We start from the raw sequence: 16931 nt of genomic DNA on the forward strand, positions 1-16931 counted from the left end.
CTGAGGGCGTGGGTTTAGGGACATTTGTCCCTTGCCTCTTGGGGTAGTGTACCCGTGTAACGGCCTTGCTAAAGGGTAAGGGCGGGGACCACCGGTTCGCTTATGGAATCCGCGTAACCCTTGATTGACCCAGCCGGGCGCGCTCCCGTAGCCTTGCCCCTTAAGACCGGAGGCGGCATGCGGCGGAGAAACCGTTGGGTCAAGACCCTCTTCTGGGGTTCCGTGCTCGGGGTGTTCGTCCTCCTCGGCGTGGTCTTCTCCGGGGTGGCGGTGGGGGCCTTTGAGCAGCGCACCCTGCCCGTGGAGCAGCCCGTGCCCTTCAGCCACGCCTTCCACGCGGGGGGCCTAGGCCTTTCCTGCCGCTACTGCCACTCGGCGGTGGAGCACGCCCCCTACGCCGGGCTTCCCCCCACGGAGACCTGCATGACCTGCCACACCTTCATCAAGCCGGATAGCCCCAACCTGGCCCTGGTGCGCAGGAGCTGGGAGACGGGGGAGCCCATTCCCTGGAACCGGGTCATTAACCTTCCCGACTTCGTCTACTTCCACCACGCCGCCCACGTGGCCAAGGGGGTGGGCTGCGCCGAGTGCCACGGCCGGGTGGACCAGATGGCCGTGGTCTACCAGCCCCAGGCCTTCACCATGAAGTTCTGCCTCTCCTGCCACCGGAACCCCGAGGCCCACCTGCGCCCCAGGGAGCAGGTCATGAACATGGCCTACGCCCCGGACCCGGCGCTGGGCGAGAAGCTTAGGGCGCTTTATCAGGTGCGTTCCGCCGAGGCCTTGACCAGCTGCAACACCTGCCACCGTTAGGGGGAAGCATGGAGACGCGACGTGGTTTTGAGGACGCCCTGGAGAAGGAGCTTTTCCGGGAGGAGTTTCCTTTTGGCCCCGTGAGCCGCCGGGGCTTCCTCGCCCTTGGGCTTTTGTCCCTGGCGGCCTGCACCCCTGTGGTGCGGCGGAAGGGCGTTCCTTACGTGCGCCAGCCGGAGTGGGTGGTGGAGGGGGGCCGGGCGGAGTTCGTCACCGCCATCCCCCACGCGGGCTTCGCCGAGGCGGTGCGGGTCAAGGTCTACCAGGAGCGCCCCCTTTTCCTGGCGCCCTTGGGGGAGGCCATGAGCCCGTACCCCCTGGCGGGGCTTTACAGCTTCTACGACCCCGCCCGCAAGGGCAAGGCCCCAGACTGGGAGGGCTTTTACGCCGCCTGGCGGAAGGCCTTGGGGGAAGGGGAGACCCTCCTCGTCCTCCCCCGCACCACCTCGCCCCGCCTCGAGGCCCTCCTCCAGCGGGCCCAGGCCCGCTACCCCAACCTCCGGGTGGCCCGGTTTGAGGCCTGGAGCCTGGAGAACGTCTACCGGGGGGCGGAACTCGCCTTCGGCCAGAGGGCCTGGCCCGTCTACGCCCCGGAGAAGGCGGAGACGGTCCTCCTCCTGGACGTGGACCTCCACGAGCACCCCGCGGGCTACGCCTGGTGGGCCGCCCTAAGCGGAAGGCGCCTTCCCCCCATGAACCGCATCTACGCCGTGGAAAGCGGGGCGGGGCTCCTTGGCGCCATGGCCGACCACCGCCTGGCCCTAAAGCCCAGCGCCCTCGAGGCCTTCCTCCTGGACCTGGCGAAGGCCCTCGGGGTCCTCCCGGGAAGCCCCGCCTCGGACCACGGGGGCTTCCTCCCCGCCCTGGTGGAGGACCTCGGGCGTGGAGGGCTTCTCCTCCCCGGGGTCCACCTCACCCCCGCGGCCCAGGCCCTGGCCATGGCGGTGAACGCGAGGCTTGGGGCCCCCGTGGCCTACGTGCCGCCCCCCGAGGCCGAGCCCGCCACCCCCCGGGCCTTCCTCGAGGCGGAAGAGGCTTCCCGCCTCGTCTGGGCGGCGGAAGGCCCCCTCCCTAGCCTCCAGGGCAAGGCCTTCGCCGCGGCGCTTTCCCTCTACCCGAAGGAGGCCCCCTATAGCCTCCCCCTGGCCCACCCCCTGGAGGCGGCAAGCCCTGCCCGGGACGCCTGGGGCCGCCTCTGGCCCGCCCAGGCCCTGGTCCAGCCCCTCTACGGCGGGAAGGGCCTGGAGGAGGTGCTGGCGGGGCTTCTTGGGGAGGAACTTCCCGCCCTCTCCCCGGAGGAGAAGCGGGCCCTGGCCGAGGGCCGCCCCCTGGAGGAGGCCAGGCCCTTGGCCTTGGAGCCCCTCCCCGGCCTGGAGGGCCGCCTCCCCCCCTTGCGGCGGGAGGCCCCCCTGGAGCTCACCCTCCGCCCCGACGCGAGCCTTTTTGACGGCCGCCACCGGCAAAACCCCTACCTCCAGGAGCTCCCCCGTCCCCTAAGCCGCCTGGTCTGGGACGGGGCCCTCCTCGCCGGGGAGGAGGAGGCTGAGAAGCTCGGGCTCCTTCAGGAGGTCCGCGCCCGGGAGCGGCGCGCCGACCCCAGGAGGCCCCTCCTCCGGGTGCGGGCTGGGGGGCGGGAGGCCCTTCTTCCCCTCTGGCCCCTCCCCCTCCTTCCCGAGGGGAGCTTGGTGGCCCCCCTCGCCCACTTCTTCCACCCCGAGGGGACGGTCTTCGCCGCGGAGGTCCTCCCCACGGGCCGGGACTACCCCCTCATCTCCACCCAGTACCACGGCGAGTTGGGCGAGGTGGAGGCGGTGAAGGTCCTCACCGAGGAGGAGGCGCGAAAAGCCGAGCCTAAGGAGGAAAAGCGCGTCTCCTTCTACCCTCCCTGGCCCCAGGGGGAGCACGCCTGGGCCATGACCGTGGACCTAAGCCGCTGCGTGGGCTGTGGGCTTTGCGTCCTCGCCTGCCAGGTGGAGAACAACATCCCCGTGGTGGGGAAGGAGGAGGTGGGGAAGGGCCGGGAGATGCACTGGATCCGCCTGGACCGCTACTTCGCCGAGGAGGGCGTCTTCCACCAGCCCGTGATGTGCCAGCACTGCGAGAAGGCCCCCTGCGAGGCGGTCTGCCCCGTGGCGGCCACGGAGCACTCCTCCGAGGGGCTCAACCTCATGGTCTACAACCGCTGCGTGGGCACCAAGTACTGCTCCGCCAACTGCCCCTACAAGGCGCGGCGCTTCAACTTCTTCCCCTACACCGAGGCCTTCCTAGGCCAAGGGGACCCCAGGCGGGCCAAGGAAAGCCCCCTCGCCCTCCTCATGAACCCCGAGGTCACGGTGCGAAGCCGGGGCGTCATGGAGAAGTGCACCTACTGCGTGCAGCGGATTGAGCTCACCCGGGCCGAGGCCGCCAAGGAGGGGCGGGGGATCCGCACCGGGGAGGTGGTGACCGCCTGCCAGGAGGTCTGCCCCGGGAAGGCCATCCACTTTGGGGACCTCCTGGACCCCGAGGACCCCATCCAGGCCTACCGGAAGGAGGGGCGGCACTACGTCCTCCTGGAGGAGGCCAACACCTGGCCCCGCACCACCTACCTCGCCCACCTCAAAAACCCCAACCCCCGCCTAAGGAAGGAGGAGGCCCATGGCTGAGAGGCACCCCGACCACGACCTGATCCAGGGGGAGTGGACGGAAAAGACCCTGGTGGAAAAGCTCCTGGAGCCCGTGGAGAAGCCCCCGCCCAGGCCCTGGAAGGTGGTCTTGGCGGTGGGCTTCGCCCTGACCCTGGCCTGGCTCTACGCCATCTTCGTCACCTTCGTCAAGGGCCTCGGCGCCTGGGGGATCAACCAGCCCGTCCTCTGGGGGTTTGACATCGTCCACTTCGTCTGGTGGATCGGCATCGGCCACGCGGGAACCCTCATCAGCGCCATCCTGGTCCTCATGCGCCAGAACTGGCGGGACTCCCTGAACCGGGTCACGGAGGCCATGACCCTCTTCGCGGTGCTGGCAGCGGCCACCTACCCCCTCATCCACATGGGCCGGCCCCAGCATTTCTACTGGGTGATGCCCTACCCCACCCACATGGCCCTCTGGCCCCAGTACAAAAGCCCCCTCTCCTGGGACGTGCTGGCCATCATGACCTACCTCACCATCTCCACCCTCTTCCTCTACCTGGGGCTCATCCCCGACCTGGCCCTCCTCAGGGAGAGGAGCACCGGCTGGCGGAGGAAGCTTTACGGCTGGCTTTCCTTAGGCTGGACCGGGAACGCCGTCCACTGGCAGCGCTACCGGGCGGTGTACGTGCTCCTCGCGGGCCTGGCCACCCCCGTGGTCATCTCCGTGCACTCCGTGGTGAGCATGGACTTCGCCTACGGCCTGGTGCCGGGCTGGCACCTCACGGTCTTCCCCCCCTTCTTCGCCGCCGGGGCCATCTACTCGGGTTTCGCCATGGCCCTCACCCTGATCATCCCCCTGAGGCGGTGGTACCGCCTCGAGGGGGTCATCACGGAAAGGCACCTGGACTGGATGGCCAAGGTGACCCTGGCCAGCGGCCTCGGGGTGGCCTACATCTACCTCTTGGAGATCTTCATCGCCTGGTACGCGGGGGAGCCTGCGGAGTGGGCTCAGCAGCTTTGGCGCATGACCGGGCCCTACGCCCCTTACTACTGGGCCATGATGCTCATCAACGTGGTCCTCCTCCAGACCCTCTGGTTTCCCCGCTTCCGCAAAAACCTCGCCTGGCTCTTCGTCTTCTCCCTCCTGGCCAACGTGGGCATGTGGCTTGAGCGCTTCGTCATCGTGGTCATCAGCCTCTCCCACGACTTCCTCCCCGGGAACTTCCACCTCTACCACCCCACCTGGGTGGACTGGACCCTCTTCCTGGGCACCATCGGCTTCTTCCTCTTCGGCCTTGCGGTCTTCATCCGCCTCTTCCCTCCCATCGCCGTGGCCGAGATGGTGCACCTCTTCCACAAGCTGAGGAGGCACTAGGAGGGCGGGATGCTCTACGGACTCATGGCCTACTTTGACGCGCCGGAGAAGCTCTTGCGGGCGCTAAAGGTCTTGCGGGAAAGAGGTTACCGCCGCCTCGAGGCCCTCACCCCGAACCCGGTGGAGGGCGTTGAGGAGGTCCTGGGCGGGGACGGGCGCATCCCCTGGGTGGCCTTCGGCCTTGGGGTTTTGGGCGTGGGCCTGGGGCTTTTCCTCCAGGTCTACACCACCTTGGACTATCCCCACAACGCCGGGGGCAAGCCCCTTTTGGGCTGGCCCGCCTTCATCCCCGTGACCTTTGAGCTCACCATCCTCACCATCACCGTGGGGATTTTCCTCTTCCTCCTTTACATAAACGGCCTCCCCTTGGCGGCCCACCCCGCGGTGAAGGCCAAGGAGTATGTGCGGGTCCTTCTGGACGAGTACGGGGTTTTCGTCTACGCCACGGACCCCCGCTTTGACCTAGAGGGCACCAAGGCCCTTCTTCGGGAGCTGGGGGCGGAGGTGGAGGAGGTGCGGCGTGACTAGGCTCTGGCTTCTTCTGCTTCCCCTCCTCGCCGCCTGCGGTTGGATGTGGGACCAGCCCAAGGTCAAGACCTTCCGAGAGGCCCCCTTGAAGGTGGAGACCTCCCCCGAAAGGGTGCGCTTCGGGGAGAACCTGAACCCCGAGGTGCGCCTAGGCCTCAAGCCCGAGGGGGGCTTCGCGGAAAACCCCTTCGCTTTCACTGGGGACGACCTCCTCCGGGGGAAGGCGCTTTTCCAAAGCTTCTGCGCCGTCTGCCATGGGGTAAGGGGGGAAGGGGACGGGAGGGTCATCCCCTTAGGGATGCCGAAGCCTCGCTCCTTCCACGACCCCGCGGTGCGGGGCCAGCCCGAGGGCTACTTCTACTTCGCCGCCACCAACGGCTTCGGCCGCATGCTCTCCTACAAGAGCCGCATCCCCGAGAGGGAGCGCTGGCTCATCGCCCATTACGTCAAGCGGTGCCTCCTCCTGGAGGCCTGCCCCAAGGAGGTGGGGAATGCAGAGGTCTATTGAGGCCAACCGCTCGGGGTCTTGGTTCCTGGGCTTGGCGCTTTACGCCCTGGCCTTTCTCTTCGGAGCCCCTGCCGCCTACTTCCCCTTCGCCTTCTTCCTCCTCCTCTCCTTGGGGGCCCTCCTCGTCCTCCTCCTGCACAACGCCCTCCAAAGCCGCTGGGGGGTGCCTTTGGAGCCCTACCTCTACCCCTTGGCCCGGCTCCTTCCCCTCATGGGCCTTTTGGGCCTCCCCTTCTTCCTCTTCCTCCCGGAGCTTTTCCCCTGGGCGAGGCCCGAGGCCCGCCTGGACCCCATTTTGGCCCACCGGGCCCCCTACCTGAACGCCCCCTTCATGCTTTTGCGCTACGTCCTCTTCTTCGCCCTCTTCGCCTTCGTCCTCGCCAGGCTCCGCCCCGGGGAGCACCGGGCGGAGGTGGGGGCCTGGGGGCTTCCCCTGGTCTTCGTGGCCGGCACCTTCCTCTCCTTTGACCTCTTCATGGGCCTCGAGGCCCACTTCTACTCCGCCTCCTTCGGGGCCATCCTCCTCCTCTCCGCCGCCCTCCTGGCCCTCGCCGCGGCCGTGGCCCTGGCTTCCCGGAAGGGCACGGCCGCCCTCCTCGGCCAGGCCCAGAACCACACCAACCTCCTCCTCGCCCTTTCCATCATCTGGATTTACGTGGAGGCCACCACCCTCATCATCGTCTGGGGTGGGGACCTGCCCCACGAGGTGGAGTTTTACGTAAAACGCCTCCATGGTCCCTGGGACGGGGTGGCCGCCTTTTGGGTGGTGGGAGGGTTCTTCCTCCCCTTCCTCTACCTCCTCACCAACCTGCCCAAGCGGGAGGCCCGCTACCTCCTCCCCGCCGCCCTTTGGGTGGCCTTCTTCCGCCTGGTGCACCTCGCCTGGTACCTGCTTCCCGCCTTGGGGCGGGGCGTGGGGGTGGGGGAGGTCCTGGGCTTCTTGGGGCTTGGGCTTGTATTCCTCCTGCGCCTGCGCCAGGCCTAAAGGCCCCAAAGGGCCTGCCTGCGGCTTGGGGGCGGCCCGGAGGGGGGAGGGGCATTTGCACCTACCTTCACGAGTTGGGGAGGGGGAAACTCAACTTAGGGGTACGAGGTACCGGTACCCGAGGAGGTAGGAGATGGCGACGAAGGTTTTGGTCCTGGGAGGCGGTTCGGGCGGCCTGGTGGCGGCCAACAAGGTGAAGCGGCTCTTGGGCAAGGAGGTGGAGGTCACCCTGGTGGACAGGAACACCCACCACGAGTTCATGCCCGCCTATCCCTGGGTGGCCTTCGGCATGCGGGAGCCCGAGGACATCCGCCGCCCTCTGGCCAACCTGGAGAAGCGGGGCATCCAGTACCTGCAGGCCACGGTGGAGGCCCTGGACCCGGCCCACAACAAGGTGAAGACCACCGCCGGGGAGCTCGCCTACGACTACCTCATCGTTTCCTTGGGGGCGGAGGCCATGCCCTCCCCGGCCCCAGACGGCCACGCCCCCTGGAGCCTGGCGGGGGCTTTACGGCTCCGCGAGGCCCTGAAGGCGTTTAAGGGCGGCAAGGTGGTGGTGGGGGTCTCCTCCCCCTACTACCCCTGCCCCCCGGCGCCCTACGAGGTGGCGGGCCAGGTGGAGTTCGCCCTCAAGGTCAAGGGGGTGCGGGGAAAGAGCACCGTGGAGGTCTTCCACCTGAACCCCGCGCCCCTTGCGGGCATGGGGCCGGTGATCTCGGGGAAGGTCTTGGAGATCCTCAAGTCCAAGGGCATCGCCTTCCACGGGGAGTTTGAGCCCGTGGCCTTTGAGGGAGGCCGGGTCAAGGCCAAGGACGGCCGGGAGCTTTCCTACGACCTCCTCATCCTGGTGCCCCCCTTCGCCCCCAACCGGGTGGTGCGGGAAAGCCCCCTCGCCGGGCCCCAGGGCTTCCCCGAGGTGGACCGCATGACCTTCCGCTCCACCAAGTTCCCCAACGTCTTCGTCATCGGGGACACGGTGAACCCCGCCCTCATGCTTCCCCCGGCCGGGGTGGTGGCCCACTTCCAGGGGGAGTACGTGGCCGGGGTGATCGCCTCCGACCTCAAGGGGGCCTACATCGGCGAGCCCTTCAACCCCGTGGCCATGTGCATCATGGACTTCGGCGACAACGCCCTCCTGCCCCAGTGCGCCTTTGACCGGGTGCTCGCGGGGACGGGGATGCCCTCCTGCGGGGTCATGGCCGTGGGCAAGTGGGTGCGGGTGACCAAGATGCTCTTTGAAGGCTTCTGGTTCGCCACGCTGATTGAGTAGGAGGCGGCCATGGAGAAGACCTTGACGGTGGAAGAACGCCTAGACCGCATTGAGGAGGTCCTGGAAAAAAGCGGCCTCGCCCTCCTCGCCCGGATGGAGGTGGGGGAGACCCTTGCCGAGAACCTGGGCCTCCTCATGGACCCCAAGAACCTCCAGCTCGTCTCCCTCCTGGCCCGCTTCCTGGACCAGGTGGAGGCCCTGGAGAAGCTGGCCGAGACCCTGGAGAAGCTGGACAAGTCCGGGGCCCTCGCCTTCCTCGGGCACCTCTCGGAGAACTTCGGGGAGGGCCTGGGGATGCTCATGGAGCCCCAGCTCCTCCGCCTCGTCTCCCACGGGGCCAACGTCTTGGACCTCCTTTCCCGCATTGAGCCCGCCGCGGTGGGTATGATGGCGGGGGCCCTGCAAAAGGGCCTGGCGGAGACCTTCACCCCCGAGGTGATGCAAGACCCGCCCCGGGTGGGCCTCGCCGGACTCTTGAAGCAGCTTTCCGACCCCGAGGTGCAGAAGGCCCTGGGGGTACTCTTCCTCCTCCTTAAGGCCCTGGGCAAGGCCTTCGGCCACATGAGCGAGGAGCGGAAGGCCCTCGAGGCCATGATGGCCAAGATGATGCCCAAAAAGTAGCCCTTCCTCGGGGCCCCCACCGCAGCGAAAGCCGCGGTGGGGTGCTTAGGCCAGGGTCACCCGGTCCCGCCCCGTTTCCTTGGCCCGGAGGAGGGCGTAGTCGGCCTTGAGGATCCACTCCTCCAGGGTCTCCCTCCCTTCAGGCACCTCCCCCCCAGCGATCCCCGCGGAGAGGGTGAGGGGGTGGGGGATGGGTGGGATCCGCTCGGCCCGGAAGCGCTGGCGGATCCGCTCCACCGCCTCCTTGGCCGCCTCCCGCTCGGCGCCGAAGAGCACCAGGAGGAACTCCTCCCCCCCGTAGCGCACCGCCAGGTCCTCCTGGCGGACGCTGGCTTTAAGGATGCGCCCCAGGCGCCTCAGCACCTCGTCCCCCACGGGGTGGCCGTAGGTGTCGTTCACCCGCTTGAAGCGGTCTATGTCCAGCATGACCACGCTCGCCGGGGTCCCGTAGCGGCGGGCGAGGGCCAGGAGCTTGGGGAGCTCGGCCTCGAGGCCCCGCCGGTTCAGGAGGCCCGTGAGGGGGTCGGTGAAGGCCAGGGTGCCCCACTCCACCTGCTTCAGCACCTGCTTGAGGCGCTCCCCCAAGAGGGCGAGGAAGCTTCCCGGCACCTTCCCCTCAGGGGGGGCCTTGAGGTAGAGGTAGGCCGTCTCTCCCTGGAGGGGCACGGGGAGGGCGTGGGGGGTGCGCTCCCCCACCAGGCCCCGGCGGCTTAGCACCTCGAGCCCCACGGCCTCCGGCAGGAGGGTGTGGGCCGCCTCCAAGGCTTCCAAGAGCACTCCCTCGGGACTTAAGGTCTGGGTGATGCGGGGGGAAAGCCGGGCGAGCTTTTCCAGGAAGCGAGTCCAGCGCCCCTGGACCTCCGCCGCCCGCTGCCGGCGGAGGTGGAGGGCGTAGAGGAGCCCCAGGCTCCCCACAAGCCCCCCGTAGAGGGCCAAAAGGCGCACCCCCAAGGGGGTGGGGTCCTGGGTGAGGAGGGCGGGCATGAGGAAAAGCCCGCTTAAGGTCAGGGCCAGGGCGGGAAAGGAGGCCTCCTCCTCTTCCTCAGCCCCGGTCCCCAGGGCTAGGAAGAGGTAGCCCAGGGTCCAGAGGAGGTGCACGGGGTGCCCCGTGGGGTAGCCCGGCCCCGCCTCCAAAAAGGCGTAGGCCATGTCCGCCACCAGGAAGAGGAGAAGCCCGCTTCCCAGGAAGACCCTCCCCGGAAAGAGGCCCTCAAAAATCCCTTCCAGCTTCGGTAGAAGGAGGAGGAGCAAAAGGGCGTCCCAGGCGCTGTATACCCGGTCCACGCCCAACTGGGGCTCCAAGGCGGTGAGCAGGCCCAGCCCCCCCAGGGGCAGAAGGGCCAGGGTGAGGCGGGGAGGCCTCCCGGGAAGCCGGAGGATGCCCAGGGTGAGGAAGGGGTAGCCTAGGAAGTAGGGCACCTCCAGGTAAAGCCGCTCTGGAAGAAGCCCCAGGTCCTCCAGGCTCCAGAGGAAGTCCCCAAGGCCAAAGAGCACCAGGGCAAGCCCGAAGAGCCTTTCCTTCTTCAAGACCAGGTAGGCCCCGCCCGCCAGGGCCACCAGAGGGGTGAGGAAGCGCTCGCTCCAAGGGGCGGTGGGGGGGAATAGGGCCAGGAATAATAGGGCGAGAAGCCCGAGGGCATAAGGAACCACGAGCCCAGTTTAGCCCGAGGGCCTACCCCGGCGGGTGCATTTCCGCCAGGGCCTCGAGGGCCTCCCTCAGCACCTCAATCCCCTTGAGGAACTCCTCCACCTCCACGTGCTCGTAGGGGGTGTGGTCCAGGGTGGAGTCCCCGGGGCCGTAGGCCACCATGGGCACCTTCCAGTGGGGGGCGAGGACGTTCATGTCGCTCGTGCCGGTCTTCAGCTTGAAGACGGGCTTTCCCCCCGCCTTGCGGATCCCCCGGCGCAGGGCCCGGGTGAGGGGGGTGTCCTTAGGCCCCTGGTAGGGGACCTCCCGGCCGAAGAACTCCAGCTCAATGGTGGGGGGGGCGTAGGCGCTGAGGTGGCGGATGGCCTCCTCGGGAGGAAGCCTTGGGGGGAGGCGGAGGTCAAAGAACATCTCCGCCACCTGCTTGAGCTCCGCGGGGTGGACCTTGAAGTCGCGGAGGGTGTACTGCACCTGGTCAAAGGGCCGCTGGCCCACGTTCATGGCCTCGGCCCAGGCCTTGATGGCCACGAAGTAGCTGATGAGCTCCTCGGCGGCGTTGGGCTCGTGGTGGGCCGAGTGGAAGTGGTCCTTCTCCCGCCGGGCCTTCACCAGAAGCCTCCCCTTGTACCCCAGGGTGATCCCCTCCCAGCCCGAGGGCTCCCCGATGACCACGTAGTCGGGCCTGAGGCGGGGGGCCACGAACCGGGCTCCCTTGGAGCTTGGGGCCTCCTCCTCCGTGGCCCCCACGAGGTGGACGGTGAGGCGCCTTCTGGCCTCCTCGGAAAGCCCCGCCGCGGCGAAGACCATGGCCACGAAAGGCCCCTTGGCGTCCACCGCCCCCCGGCCGAAGAGCCGGCCTCCTTCCAGGCGCACCGGCACCAGCCCGGGCACGGTGTCAATGTGCCCGAGGAGCACCACCTGGACGGGACCTTCCCCCACCTGGCCCCGGGCGTTGTCCGCCTCGTCCACGAAGCCCTTGAGGCCCAGCTTTTGCATCCCCTCCGCCAGGTACTCGGCCACGGGCCGCTCCTGTCCGGAAGGGGAGGGGATCTCCAGGGCCCCCTTGAGGAACTCAACGGGATCCAAGGCGCTTTTGCTCATAGGTTTCCTTGCTCCAGCCCACGTCCTTGAGGATGGCGAGGAGGGTTCCCGGCCTTAGGGTCTCCCCCGGGTGCACGGGTACCGTGGTGGCCCGGCCGTCGGGGTGCCGAAGGCGCACGTGGCTTCCCCGGACCCGCACCACCTGGAACCCCTCCTCCTGCAGGAGGCGGACGAGCTCCTCGCCGGTGATGGGGATGAGGCGGGGGCTCACGCCGCTTCAATTTCCAGCGCGCCCTCCAGGCCTACGACTTCCGCCCTCTCCTCCTCCAGGGATACGGCGATGGCCTCCTGCAGGCGCCGGAGGAGCTCCTCAAAGCTTTGGGCCTGGGTGTGGGCGTGGAGCTCGGGCACGTGGGCCACGAAGTAGCCCTCCTCGTCCCGCTCCACCACCACGCGGTAACGCCGCCTCATCTCCCTATGCTAGCACCGCCCGCACCGCCTCCACCACCCGCTCCAGGTCTTCCTTTTCAATGACCAAGGGCGGCAGGAAGCGGATCACCGTGGGGCCCGCCTGGAGGGTGAGGACGCGGTGTTCCTTCTCCAGCCTGGCGATATAGGGGGCCACCTTTTCCTTGAGCTCCAGGCCCACCATGAGGCCCATGCCCCGCACCTCCCGGACCTTGGGGGAGGGGATTTCCCTGAGCCTTTCCATGAACCAGGCCCCAAGCTCCGCGGCCCTCTCCCAAAGCCGCGTCCGCTCCAAGTAGCGGATGGCCGCCACCCCTGCCGCCATGGCCAAGGGGTTCCCGCCGAAGGTGGTGCCGTGGCCGCCCTTGGGCATGCTCCGGGCCACCTCCTCCCGCATCACCGCAGCCCCAATCGGCACCCCGCCCCCCAGGGCCTTGGCCAGGGTGAGGATGTCGGGGACGATGCCAAAGTGCTCAAAGGCGAAGCGCTTCCCCGTGCGGCCCATGCCGGTCTGGATCTCGTCCAGGATGAGGAGGGCCCCCTTCTCCTGGGTGATCTCCCGGGCGGCCTTCAGGAACTCCGGGGTGGCCGGGCGCACGCCCCCTTCCCCTTGCACGGGCTCCAGGATCACCGCCGCCGTCTCCTCGTCCACGGCCCGCCTAAGGGCCTCCACGTCGTTGTAGGGGATGAACTCCACGGGCTCCACCAGGGGCAAAAAGGGTTCCCGGTACTTGGGCTCCCAGGTGACGGAGAGGCTTCCCATGGTCCTTCCCGAGAAGCCCCGCATGGCGGCCACGAACTTCTTCCTGCCCGTGTGGGCCCGGGCGAACTTGAGGGCGGCCTCGTTGGCCTCGGTGCCCGAGTTCACCGGGAAGACCCGGTTGAGCTCCGGGGGGAGGATGGCCGTGAGGGTCCGGTAGAACTCCCCCCGCATGGGGGTGGGGAGGGTCTGGGGCATGGCCATGAGGGTCTCCGCCTGCCGCTTCACCGCCTCCACCACCTCGGGGTTGCCGTGGCCCAGGTTGGCCACCCCGTAGCCCCCCACGCAGTCTATGTACTCGTTGCCCTCCGCGTCCCACACCTTCGCGCCTTGGCCCCGGACGAGGAGGAGGTCGTGCTTGGTGTAGACCCCGGTGTCCAGGGTCTTCTCCACCTCCAGAAGGGCCCGCCAGTCTTCCAGGGTGCTCGTCTTCACGCCCGCACCTCCCATAAAGAAAAGCCCCGGGGGGCCGCCCGGGAAGCGCCGCTTCCCAGGCCGCTTCACGTTTTGCCCCGGGGCTTCATGTCCTTAAGGCTAGGAGGATTGACCCAGGGTGTCAACCCAAATAGCATGGAGTTATGCCAAGGTGGTTGGCGCTACTTGCCCTGTTTTCCCTGGCCCAGGCCCAGTTCTTCTTCAGCTTGAGCGCGGTGGACAAGAGCGTCTTCGGTTTCGGCCAGGCCCTCCCCGCTGGGGTGTGGTGGCGGGTGGGGGTGGACCACAACCTGGAGGCGAGCGCCCACCTCTACCTGCGCCGGGAAGGGCTTACCAATTCCCTCTTTCCCCGTTTGGGCTTTATGGGGCTCGGCCTCCCCGGGGCCTACTACCTGGGGCTTGGGGTGGAGGTGGGGCCTGACGGGAGGCGCGTTTCCGGCCTCGTGGGCCTCGAGGCCTTCTTGGGCGAGGGTTTTGCGGTCTTCCTGGAGGGCATGGGCCCAGTCCAAAACGTCGGCGGGCCCCACTTCGGGGTGGGCCTCCGCTATTACCCCTCCGGGCGGGAGACCTTCACGCCCATCTTTGACCCCGAGCGCCGCTTCCGCCTGTACGTGCCCATCCCTGTCGGCACGCCCGTGGTCGCGGCCCTGGCCTACGAGGAGGAGGGCTACGCCCTCTGGCTTGGCGGCTGGGCCTTCTCTCTTTTTGGGGCCCTCTGGCCCGCTTTGGGCGCCCACGCCTACCTGGGGGACGCCTTCTTCGGCCTGGGAACGGGCTACGGTTTGGGGGACGCCTGGATGGTCTTCCCCTACCTGGGCTACCGCTTCCGTCTGGGAGAGGGGATGGAGGGCCAGCTCCGGCTGCAGGCCCCCTTCCGCCTCACGGACCGGAAAACCCTAGGCGATTTCTATGGCTTTGTGTACAACCTTCTGGGCTTCGCCCTGAGCTTCTCCCTGTGAGTAAAATCCCCCTGTGCGCGCTTACGTGGGACTGGGGAGCAACCTGGGGGACCGGGCGGCCCACCTCCTTTTGGGGCTTTCCGCCCTCTCCCGGCTTCCCGAGACCCACCTCCTCAGGCTTTCCCCCCTCTACGAGACCGAGCCTTTGGGCCCGCCCCAGCCCCGCTACCTGAACCTGGTGGCCGAGCTGGAGACGGGGCTTCCGCCCCGGGCCCTCCTCTCCGAGATGCTCCGCATAGAGGAGGCTTTGGGCCGGGAGCGCAAGGAGCGGTGGGGCCCCAGGACCCTGGACCTGGACCTCCTCCTTTACGGCGACCTGGTCTTGGAGGAAGAGGGCCTGGAGCTTCCCCACCCAAGGCTCCACGAAAGGGCCTTCGTCCTGGTGCCCCTCTTAGACCTCCTCCCCGAGGGGCGCCACCCCCTCTTGGGCCGCACCTTCGCCGAGCTCCTCGCCGCCTTGGGCCCGCAAGGGGTGTGGCCCTACCGCCCCCAGAGGGGCCTTGTGCTATAGTGGGGGCATCGCGGCAGGTCCGCGCGAGGAGAAGGAAAGTGGAGCTAGAAGCGGGAAGCATCGTAGAGGGCCGCGTGGTGCGGGTGACGGACTTTGGCGCGTTTGTGGAGCTCCCGGGAGGCGAGCAAGGCCTGGTGCACATCTCCCAGATCGCCCACGAGTTCGTGAAAAACGTCCGGGACTTCCTCAACGAGGGGGACATCGTCCAGGTGATGGTGAAGGGGCGCGACCCCAAGGGCCGCCTGGACCTCTCCATCAAGGACCTGACCCCCCCTCCCGAAGGGGGCCCTCCCCCCAGGCCCCGGCGCCTGCCCAAGCAGTCCCCCGAGTTTGAGAACAAGCTCAAGAGTTTCCTCCGGGGCACGGGGGGCTTCGGCGGGGGCAAGGGGAAGAAGGGCGGCAAGCGGAAGCGCTAGGCGGCGCCATGCTCCCCGGGGGTGTGCGCCCCCGGGTTTTGCCGTAAAGTGGAGGGGTATGGGGAAGCCCCTGGTGGTGACCGACCAGAACTTTGACCAGACCCTAAGCCAGCACCCCCTGGTCCTCGTGGACTTCTGGGCGGAGTGGTGCGCCCCTTGCCGGATGATCGCCCCCATCCTGGAGGAGCTCGCCAAGGAGTACGAGGGCAAGCTGGTGGTGGCCAAGCTGGACGTGGACGAGAACCCCAAGACGGCCATGCGCTACCGCGTCATGAGCATCCCCACGGTGATCCTCTTCAAGAACGGCCAGCCCGTGGAGGTCCTGGTGGGGGCCCAGCCCAAGCGCAACTTTGAGGCCAAGATCCAGAAACACCTGCCCCCAAGCGCATGAGGATCGCCCTGGACGCCATGGGGGGGGACCACGCCCCCCGGGTGACCGTCCTCGGGGCCCTTTGGGCCTCCCGCGAGGGGGTGGAGGTGGTCCTGGTGGGGGACGAGGAGGCCCTGAAGGCCGAGCTCGCCCGCCACGGCGGAAGCCTTCCCCTGGTCCATGCCCCGGACCGCATCCGCATGGAGGAGCACGCCACCGAGGTGCGCCGCCGCCCCCAAAGCTCCATCGCCGTGGCCATGGAGCTCCTCAAGCGGGGGGAGGTCCAGGCGGTGGTCTCCATGGGGCACACCGGGGCCACCATGGCCGCGGCCCTCTTCACCCTGGGCCGGGTCAAGGGGGTGGAGCGGCCCGCCCTCCTCGTGGAGTTCCCGAGCCTAAGGGGGCGCACCTTTCTCCTGGACGGGGGGGCGAACGCCGACTGCCGCCCCAGCTTCCTGGTGCAGTTCGCCGCCATGGGCCTGGCCTACGCCGAGGCCCTGGGAGCACCGGCGCCCAAGGTGGGCCTCCTCTCCATCGGGGAGGAGGAGGGGAAGGGAAACGCCCTGGTGCTGGAGGCCTTTCCCCTCTTGAAGGCGGCCCTGGGCGGGCGGTTTTACGGCAACGTGGAGGGGCGGGACATCTTCCTGGGCACCGCGGAGGTGGTGGTCACCGACGGCTTCACCGGCAACGTGGCCTTGAAGCTGGCGGAAGGGGAGGCCAAGGTCCTCTTCACCTGGATCAAGGAGGCCCTCGCCTCGAGCCCCCTGGCCAGGCTGGGGGCCCTCCTGGCCCGGGGGGCCCTGCGCCGGGTGCGCGAGCGGGTGGACCCCGCCCAGTACGGGGCCATGCCCCTCCTCGGCGTGGAGGGGGCGGTCTTCATCGGCCACGGCTCCGCGGACGCCCTGGCGGTAAAAAACGCCCTCCTTCGGGCCAAGGCCCTGGTGGAGGCGGGCCTCCTGGAGCGGGTGCGGCGGGCCATCGCCGCCCTACACGTCTAGGATCACCTGGGCCTTCCAGCGCCCCCCTTCCCGGGCCACGCTAAGGCCGTGGTAGGTGGCGCTCTTCACCTCCCCTTGGAAGCCGAAGGCCTCCTGGAAGGGCTCCCCAAAGAGGGTGGCCTCCAGGCGAAACCCCCCTTCCTTAGGCTGGAGGCGGACCCTGGCCTTCCCCGGCACGAAGCCCTTGGTCTGGATCAGGTAGATGAGTTCGTTCAGGTAGCGCACCAAGAGGGTCTCCAGGTCCTCCGCCTCCAGCGCTACCCGGCGCCGCCTCCTTCCCCCTTGGGGAGGGTTTTGGAACATCACCTGTAAAAGCCCCTGAAGGGCCGCCTGGAAGAGGCCCTCGAGGCTTTCCGCCTCCAGGAGGAAGCCCACGTCGGCGGTGTGCTCCAGGGGCTTTACCACCATGGTCCCTCCCGAAGGCCGGAGGCGCCTAAGAGGTGGAAGGTCTCCGTCCAAAGCCTTTGGGGGTGACGCTCCATGAAGGCCAAAACGGAGAGGGCCTGGGTCTTGTGCTGGGCCAGGGCCTGGAGCTTCCGGGCGAGGGCCCACTCGGGAAGGCGGAGCCGGTGGGTCACGGGAAGGGGGCCCTCGGGGCGGACGAAGTAGACCACCT

General features: G+C 68.4%; 20 protein-coding genes (1 of these 20 only partly in view). 13 read left to right on the forward strand and 7 right to left on the reverse strand.

Features of this window, described 5'->3' with window-relative positions:
• Positions 1-177 precede the first annotated feature (177 nt).
• From BLP62_RS08135 to BLP62_RS13760, 8 genes are all read left to right on the forward strand, one after another.
• Positions 178-813 carry a cytochrome c3 family protein gene (locus tag BLP62_RS08135; RefSeq protein ID WP_093007597.1) on the forward strand — a complete coding sequence of 212 codons (636 nt, stop codon included), beginning with the start codon at positions 178-180 and terminating at the stop codon, positions 811-813.
• 8 nt (positions 814-821) lie between these two features.
• Complete coding sequence (locus tag BLP62_RS08140) at positions 822-3458, forward strand: 4Fe-4S dicluster domain-containing protein (RefSeq protein ID WP_093007599.1); 2637 nt, start codon at positions 822-824, stop codon at positions 3456-3458.
• Complete coding sequence (gene nrfD, locus BLP62_RS08145) at positions 3451-4797, forward strand: NrfD/PsrC family molybdoenzyme membrane anchor subunit (protein WP_093007601.1); 1347 nt, start codon at positions 3451-3453, stop codon at positions 4795-4797. The genes BLP62_RS08140 and nrfD overlap by 8 nt, the downstream gene beginning before the upstream one ends.
• A gap of 9 nt (positions 4798-4806) precedes the next feature.
• On the forward strand, positions 4807-5325 hold the full coding sequence (locus tag BLP62_RS08150) for a DUF3341 domain-containing protein (protein WP_093007603.1): 519 nt from the start codon (positions 4807-4809) through the stop codon (positions 5323-5325).
• Positions 5326-5368: 43 nt separating this feature from the next.
• Complete coding sequence (locus BLP62_RS08155; RefSeq protein WP_093007629.1) at positions 5369-5833, forward strand: c-type cytochrome; 465 nt, start codon at positions 5369-5371, stop codon at positions 5831-5833.
• Positions 5817-6818, forward strand: coding sequence for a hypothetical protein (locus BLP62_RS08160; RefSeq protein WP_093007605.1), 1002 nt, complete (start codon positions 5817-5819; stop codon positions 6816-6818). Before BLP62_RS08155 ends, BLP62_RS08160 begins: the two co-directional genes overlap by 17 nt.
• A 133-nt stretch (positions 6819-6951) precedes the next feature.
• The gene (locus BLP62_RS08165) at positions 6952-8088 is read left to right on the forward strand and encodes an NAD(P)/FAD-dependent oxidoreductase (RefSeq protein ID WP_093007607.1); all 1137 of its coding nucleotides are present in this window, start codon (positions 6952-6954) and stop codon (positions 8086-8088) included.
• 9 nt (positions 8089-8097) lie between these two features.
• Positions 8098-8709: a helical membrane plugin domain-containing protein gene (locus BLP62_RS13760; protein WP_176758171.1), complete on the forward strand. Its 612-nt coding sequence runs from the start codon at positions 8098-8100 to the stop codon at positions 8707-8709.
• 45 nt (positions 8710-8754) lie between these two features.
• Here BLP62_RS13760 and BLP62_RS08175 read toward each other — a convergent pair whose 3' ends face one another.
• The 5 genes from BLP62_RS08175 to lysJ are packed head-to-tail and all read right to left on the reverse strand — an operon-like array spanning position 8755 to position 13061.
• Entirely contained in the window at positions 8755-10359 is a 1605-nt protein-coding gene (locus BLP62_RS08175; RefSeq protein ID WP_093007609.1) for a GGDEF domain-containing protein, read from the reverse strand.
• A 22-nt stretch (positions 10360-10381) separates the two neighbouring features.
• Positions 10382-11458, reverse strand: coding sequence for a [LysW]-lysine hydrolase (locus BLP62_RS08180; RefSeq protein WP_093007611.1), 1077 nt, complete (start codon positions 11456-11458; stop codon positions 10382-10384).
• Positions 11430-11669 (reverse strand): type II toxin-antitoxin system HicA family toxin, encoded by a 240-nt coding sequence (locus BLP62_RS08185; RefSeq protein WP_093007613.1) that lies wholly within the window; start codon positions 11667-11669, stop codon positions 11430-11432. Before BLP62_RS08185 ends, BLP62_RS08180 begins: the two co-directional genes overlap by 29 nt.
• Complete coding sequence (locus tag BLP62_RS08190) at positions 11666-11869, reverse strand: type II toxin-antitoxin system HicB family antitoxin (protein WP_008633533.1); 204 nt, start codon at positions 11867-11869, stop codon at positions 11666-11668. The genes BLP62_RS08185 and BLP62_RS08190 overlap by 4 nt, the downstream gene beginning before the upstream one ends.
• A 4-nt stretch (positions 11870-11873) precedes the next feature.
• Positions 11874-13061 (reverse strand): [LysW]-aminoadipate semialdehyde transaminase LysJ, encoded by a 1188-nt coding sequence (gene lysJ / locus BLP62_RS08195; protein WP_093007633.1) that lies wholly within the window; start codon positions 13059-13061, stop codon positions 11874-11876.
• 143 nt (positions 13062-13204) lie between these two features.
• On the opposite strand from lysJ, the gene BLP62_RS08200 reads away from it, so the two are divergent.
• From BLP62_RS08200 to plsX, 5 genes are read left to right on the forward strand one after another with little or no spacing between them, the layout of a single operon-like run.
• Positions 13205-14020 (forward strand): hypothetical protein, encoded by an 816-nt coding sequence (locus BLP62_RS08200; RefSeq protein ID WP_093007615.1) that lies wholly within the window; start codon positions 13205-13207, stop codon positions 14018-14020.
• Positions 14021-14033: 13 nt separating this feature from the next.
• The gene (gene folK, locus BLP62_RS08205; RefSeq protein ID WP_093007617.1) at positions 14034-14531 is read left to right on the forward strand and encodes a 2-amino-4-hydroxy-6-hydroxymethyldihydropteridine diphosphokinase; all 498 of its coding nucleotides are present in this window, start codon (positions 14034-14036) and stop codon (positions 14529-14531) included.
• Positions 14532-14569: 38 nt separating this feature from the next.
• The gene (locus BLP62_RS08210) at positions 14570-14947 is read left to right on the forward strand and encodes an RNA-binding protein S1 (RefSeq protein ID WP_093007619.1); all 378 of its coding nucleotides are present in this window, start codon (positions 14570-14572) and stop codon (positions 14945-14947) included.
• A gap of 58 nt (positions 14948-15005) precedes the next feature.
• Positions 15006-15338 (forward strand): thioredoxin, encoded by a 333-nt coding sequence (gene trxA, locus BLP62_RS08215; protein WP_093007621.1) that lies wholly within the window; start codon positions 15006-15008, stop codon positions 15336-15338.
• A complete protein-coding gene (gene plsX, locus BLP62_RS08220) occupies positions 15335-16315 on the forward strand; it encodes a phosphate acyltransferase PlsX (RefSeq protein WP_093007623.1) in 981 nt (326 codons plus the stop codon). The genes trxA and plsX overlap by 4 nt, the downstream gene beginning before the upstream one ends.
• Here the strand turns inward: plsX and BLP62_RS08225 are convergent.
• Both BLP62_RS08225 and BLP62_RS08230 read right to left on the reverse strand, forming a co-directional pair.
• Complete coding sequence (locus BLP62_RS08225) at positions 16304-16723, reverse strand: archease (protein WP_093007625.1); 420 nt, start codon at positions 16721-16723, stop codon at positions 16304-16306. The two genes, plsX and BLP62_RS08225, sit on opposite strands and share 12 nt — an antisense overlap.
• Positions 16714-16931, reverse strand: the final stretch of a protein-coding gene (locus BLP62_RS08230; protein ID WP_093007635.1) for a PIG-L deacetylase family protein. It continues 451 nt past the right edge of the window; 218 of the gene's 669 nt are visible here — the last part of the coding sequence; its start codon lies off the right edge, out of view; the stop codon is at positions 16714-16716. The genes BLP62_RS08225 and BLP62_RS08230 overlap by 10 nt, the downstream gene beginning before the upstream one ends.

It is taken from the genome of Thermus arciformis, from assembly GCF_900102145.1.
GTDB lineage: Bacteria > Deinococcota > Deinococci > Deinococcales > Thermaceae > Thermus > Thermus arciformis.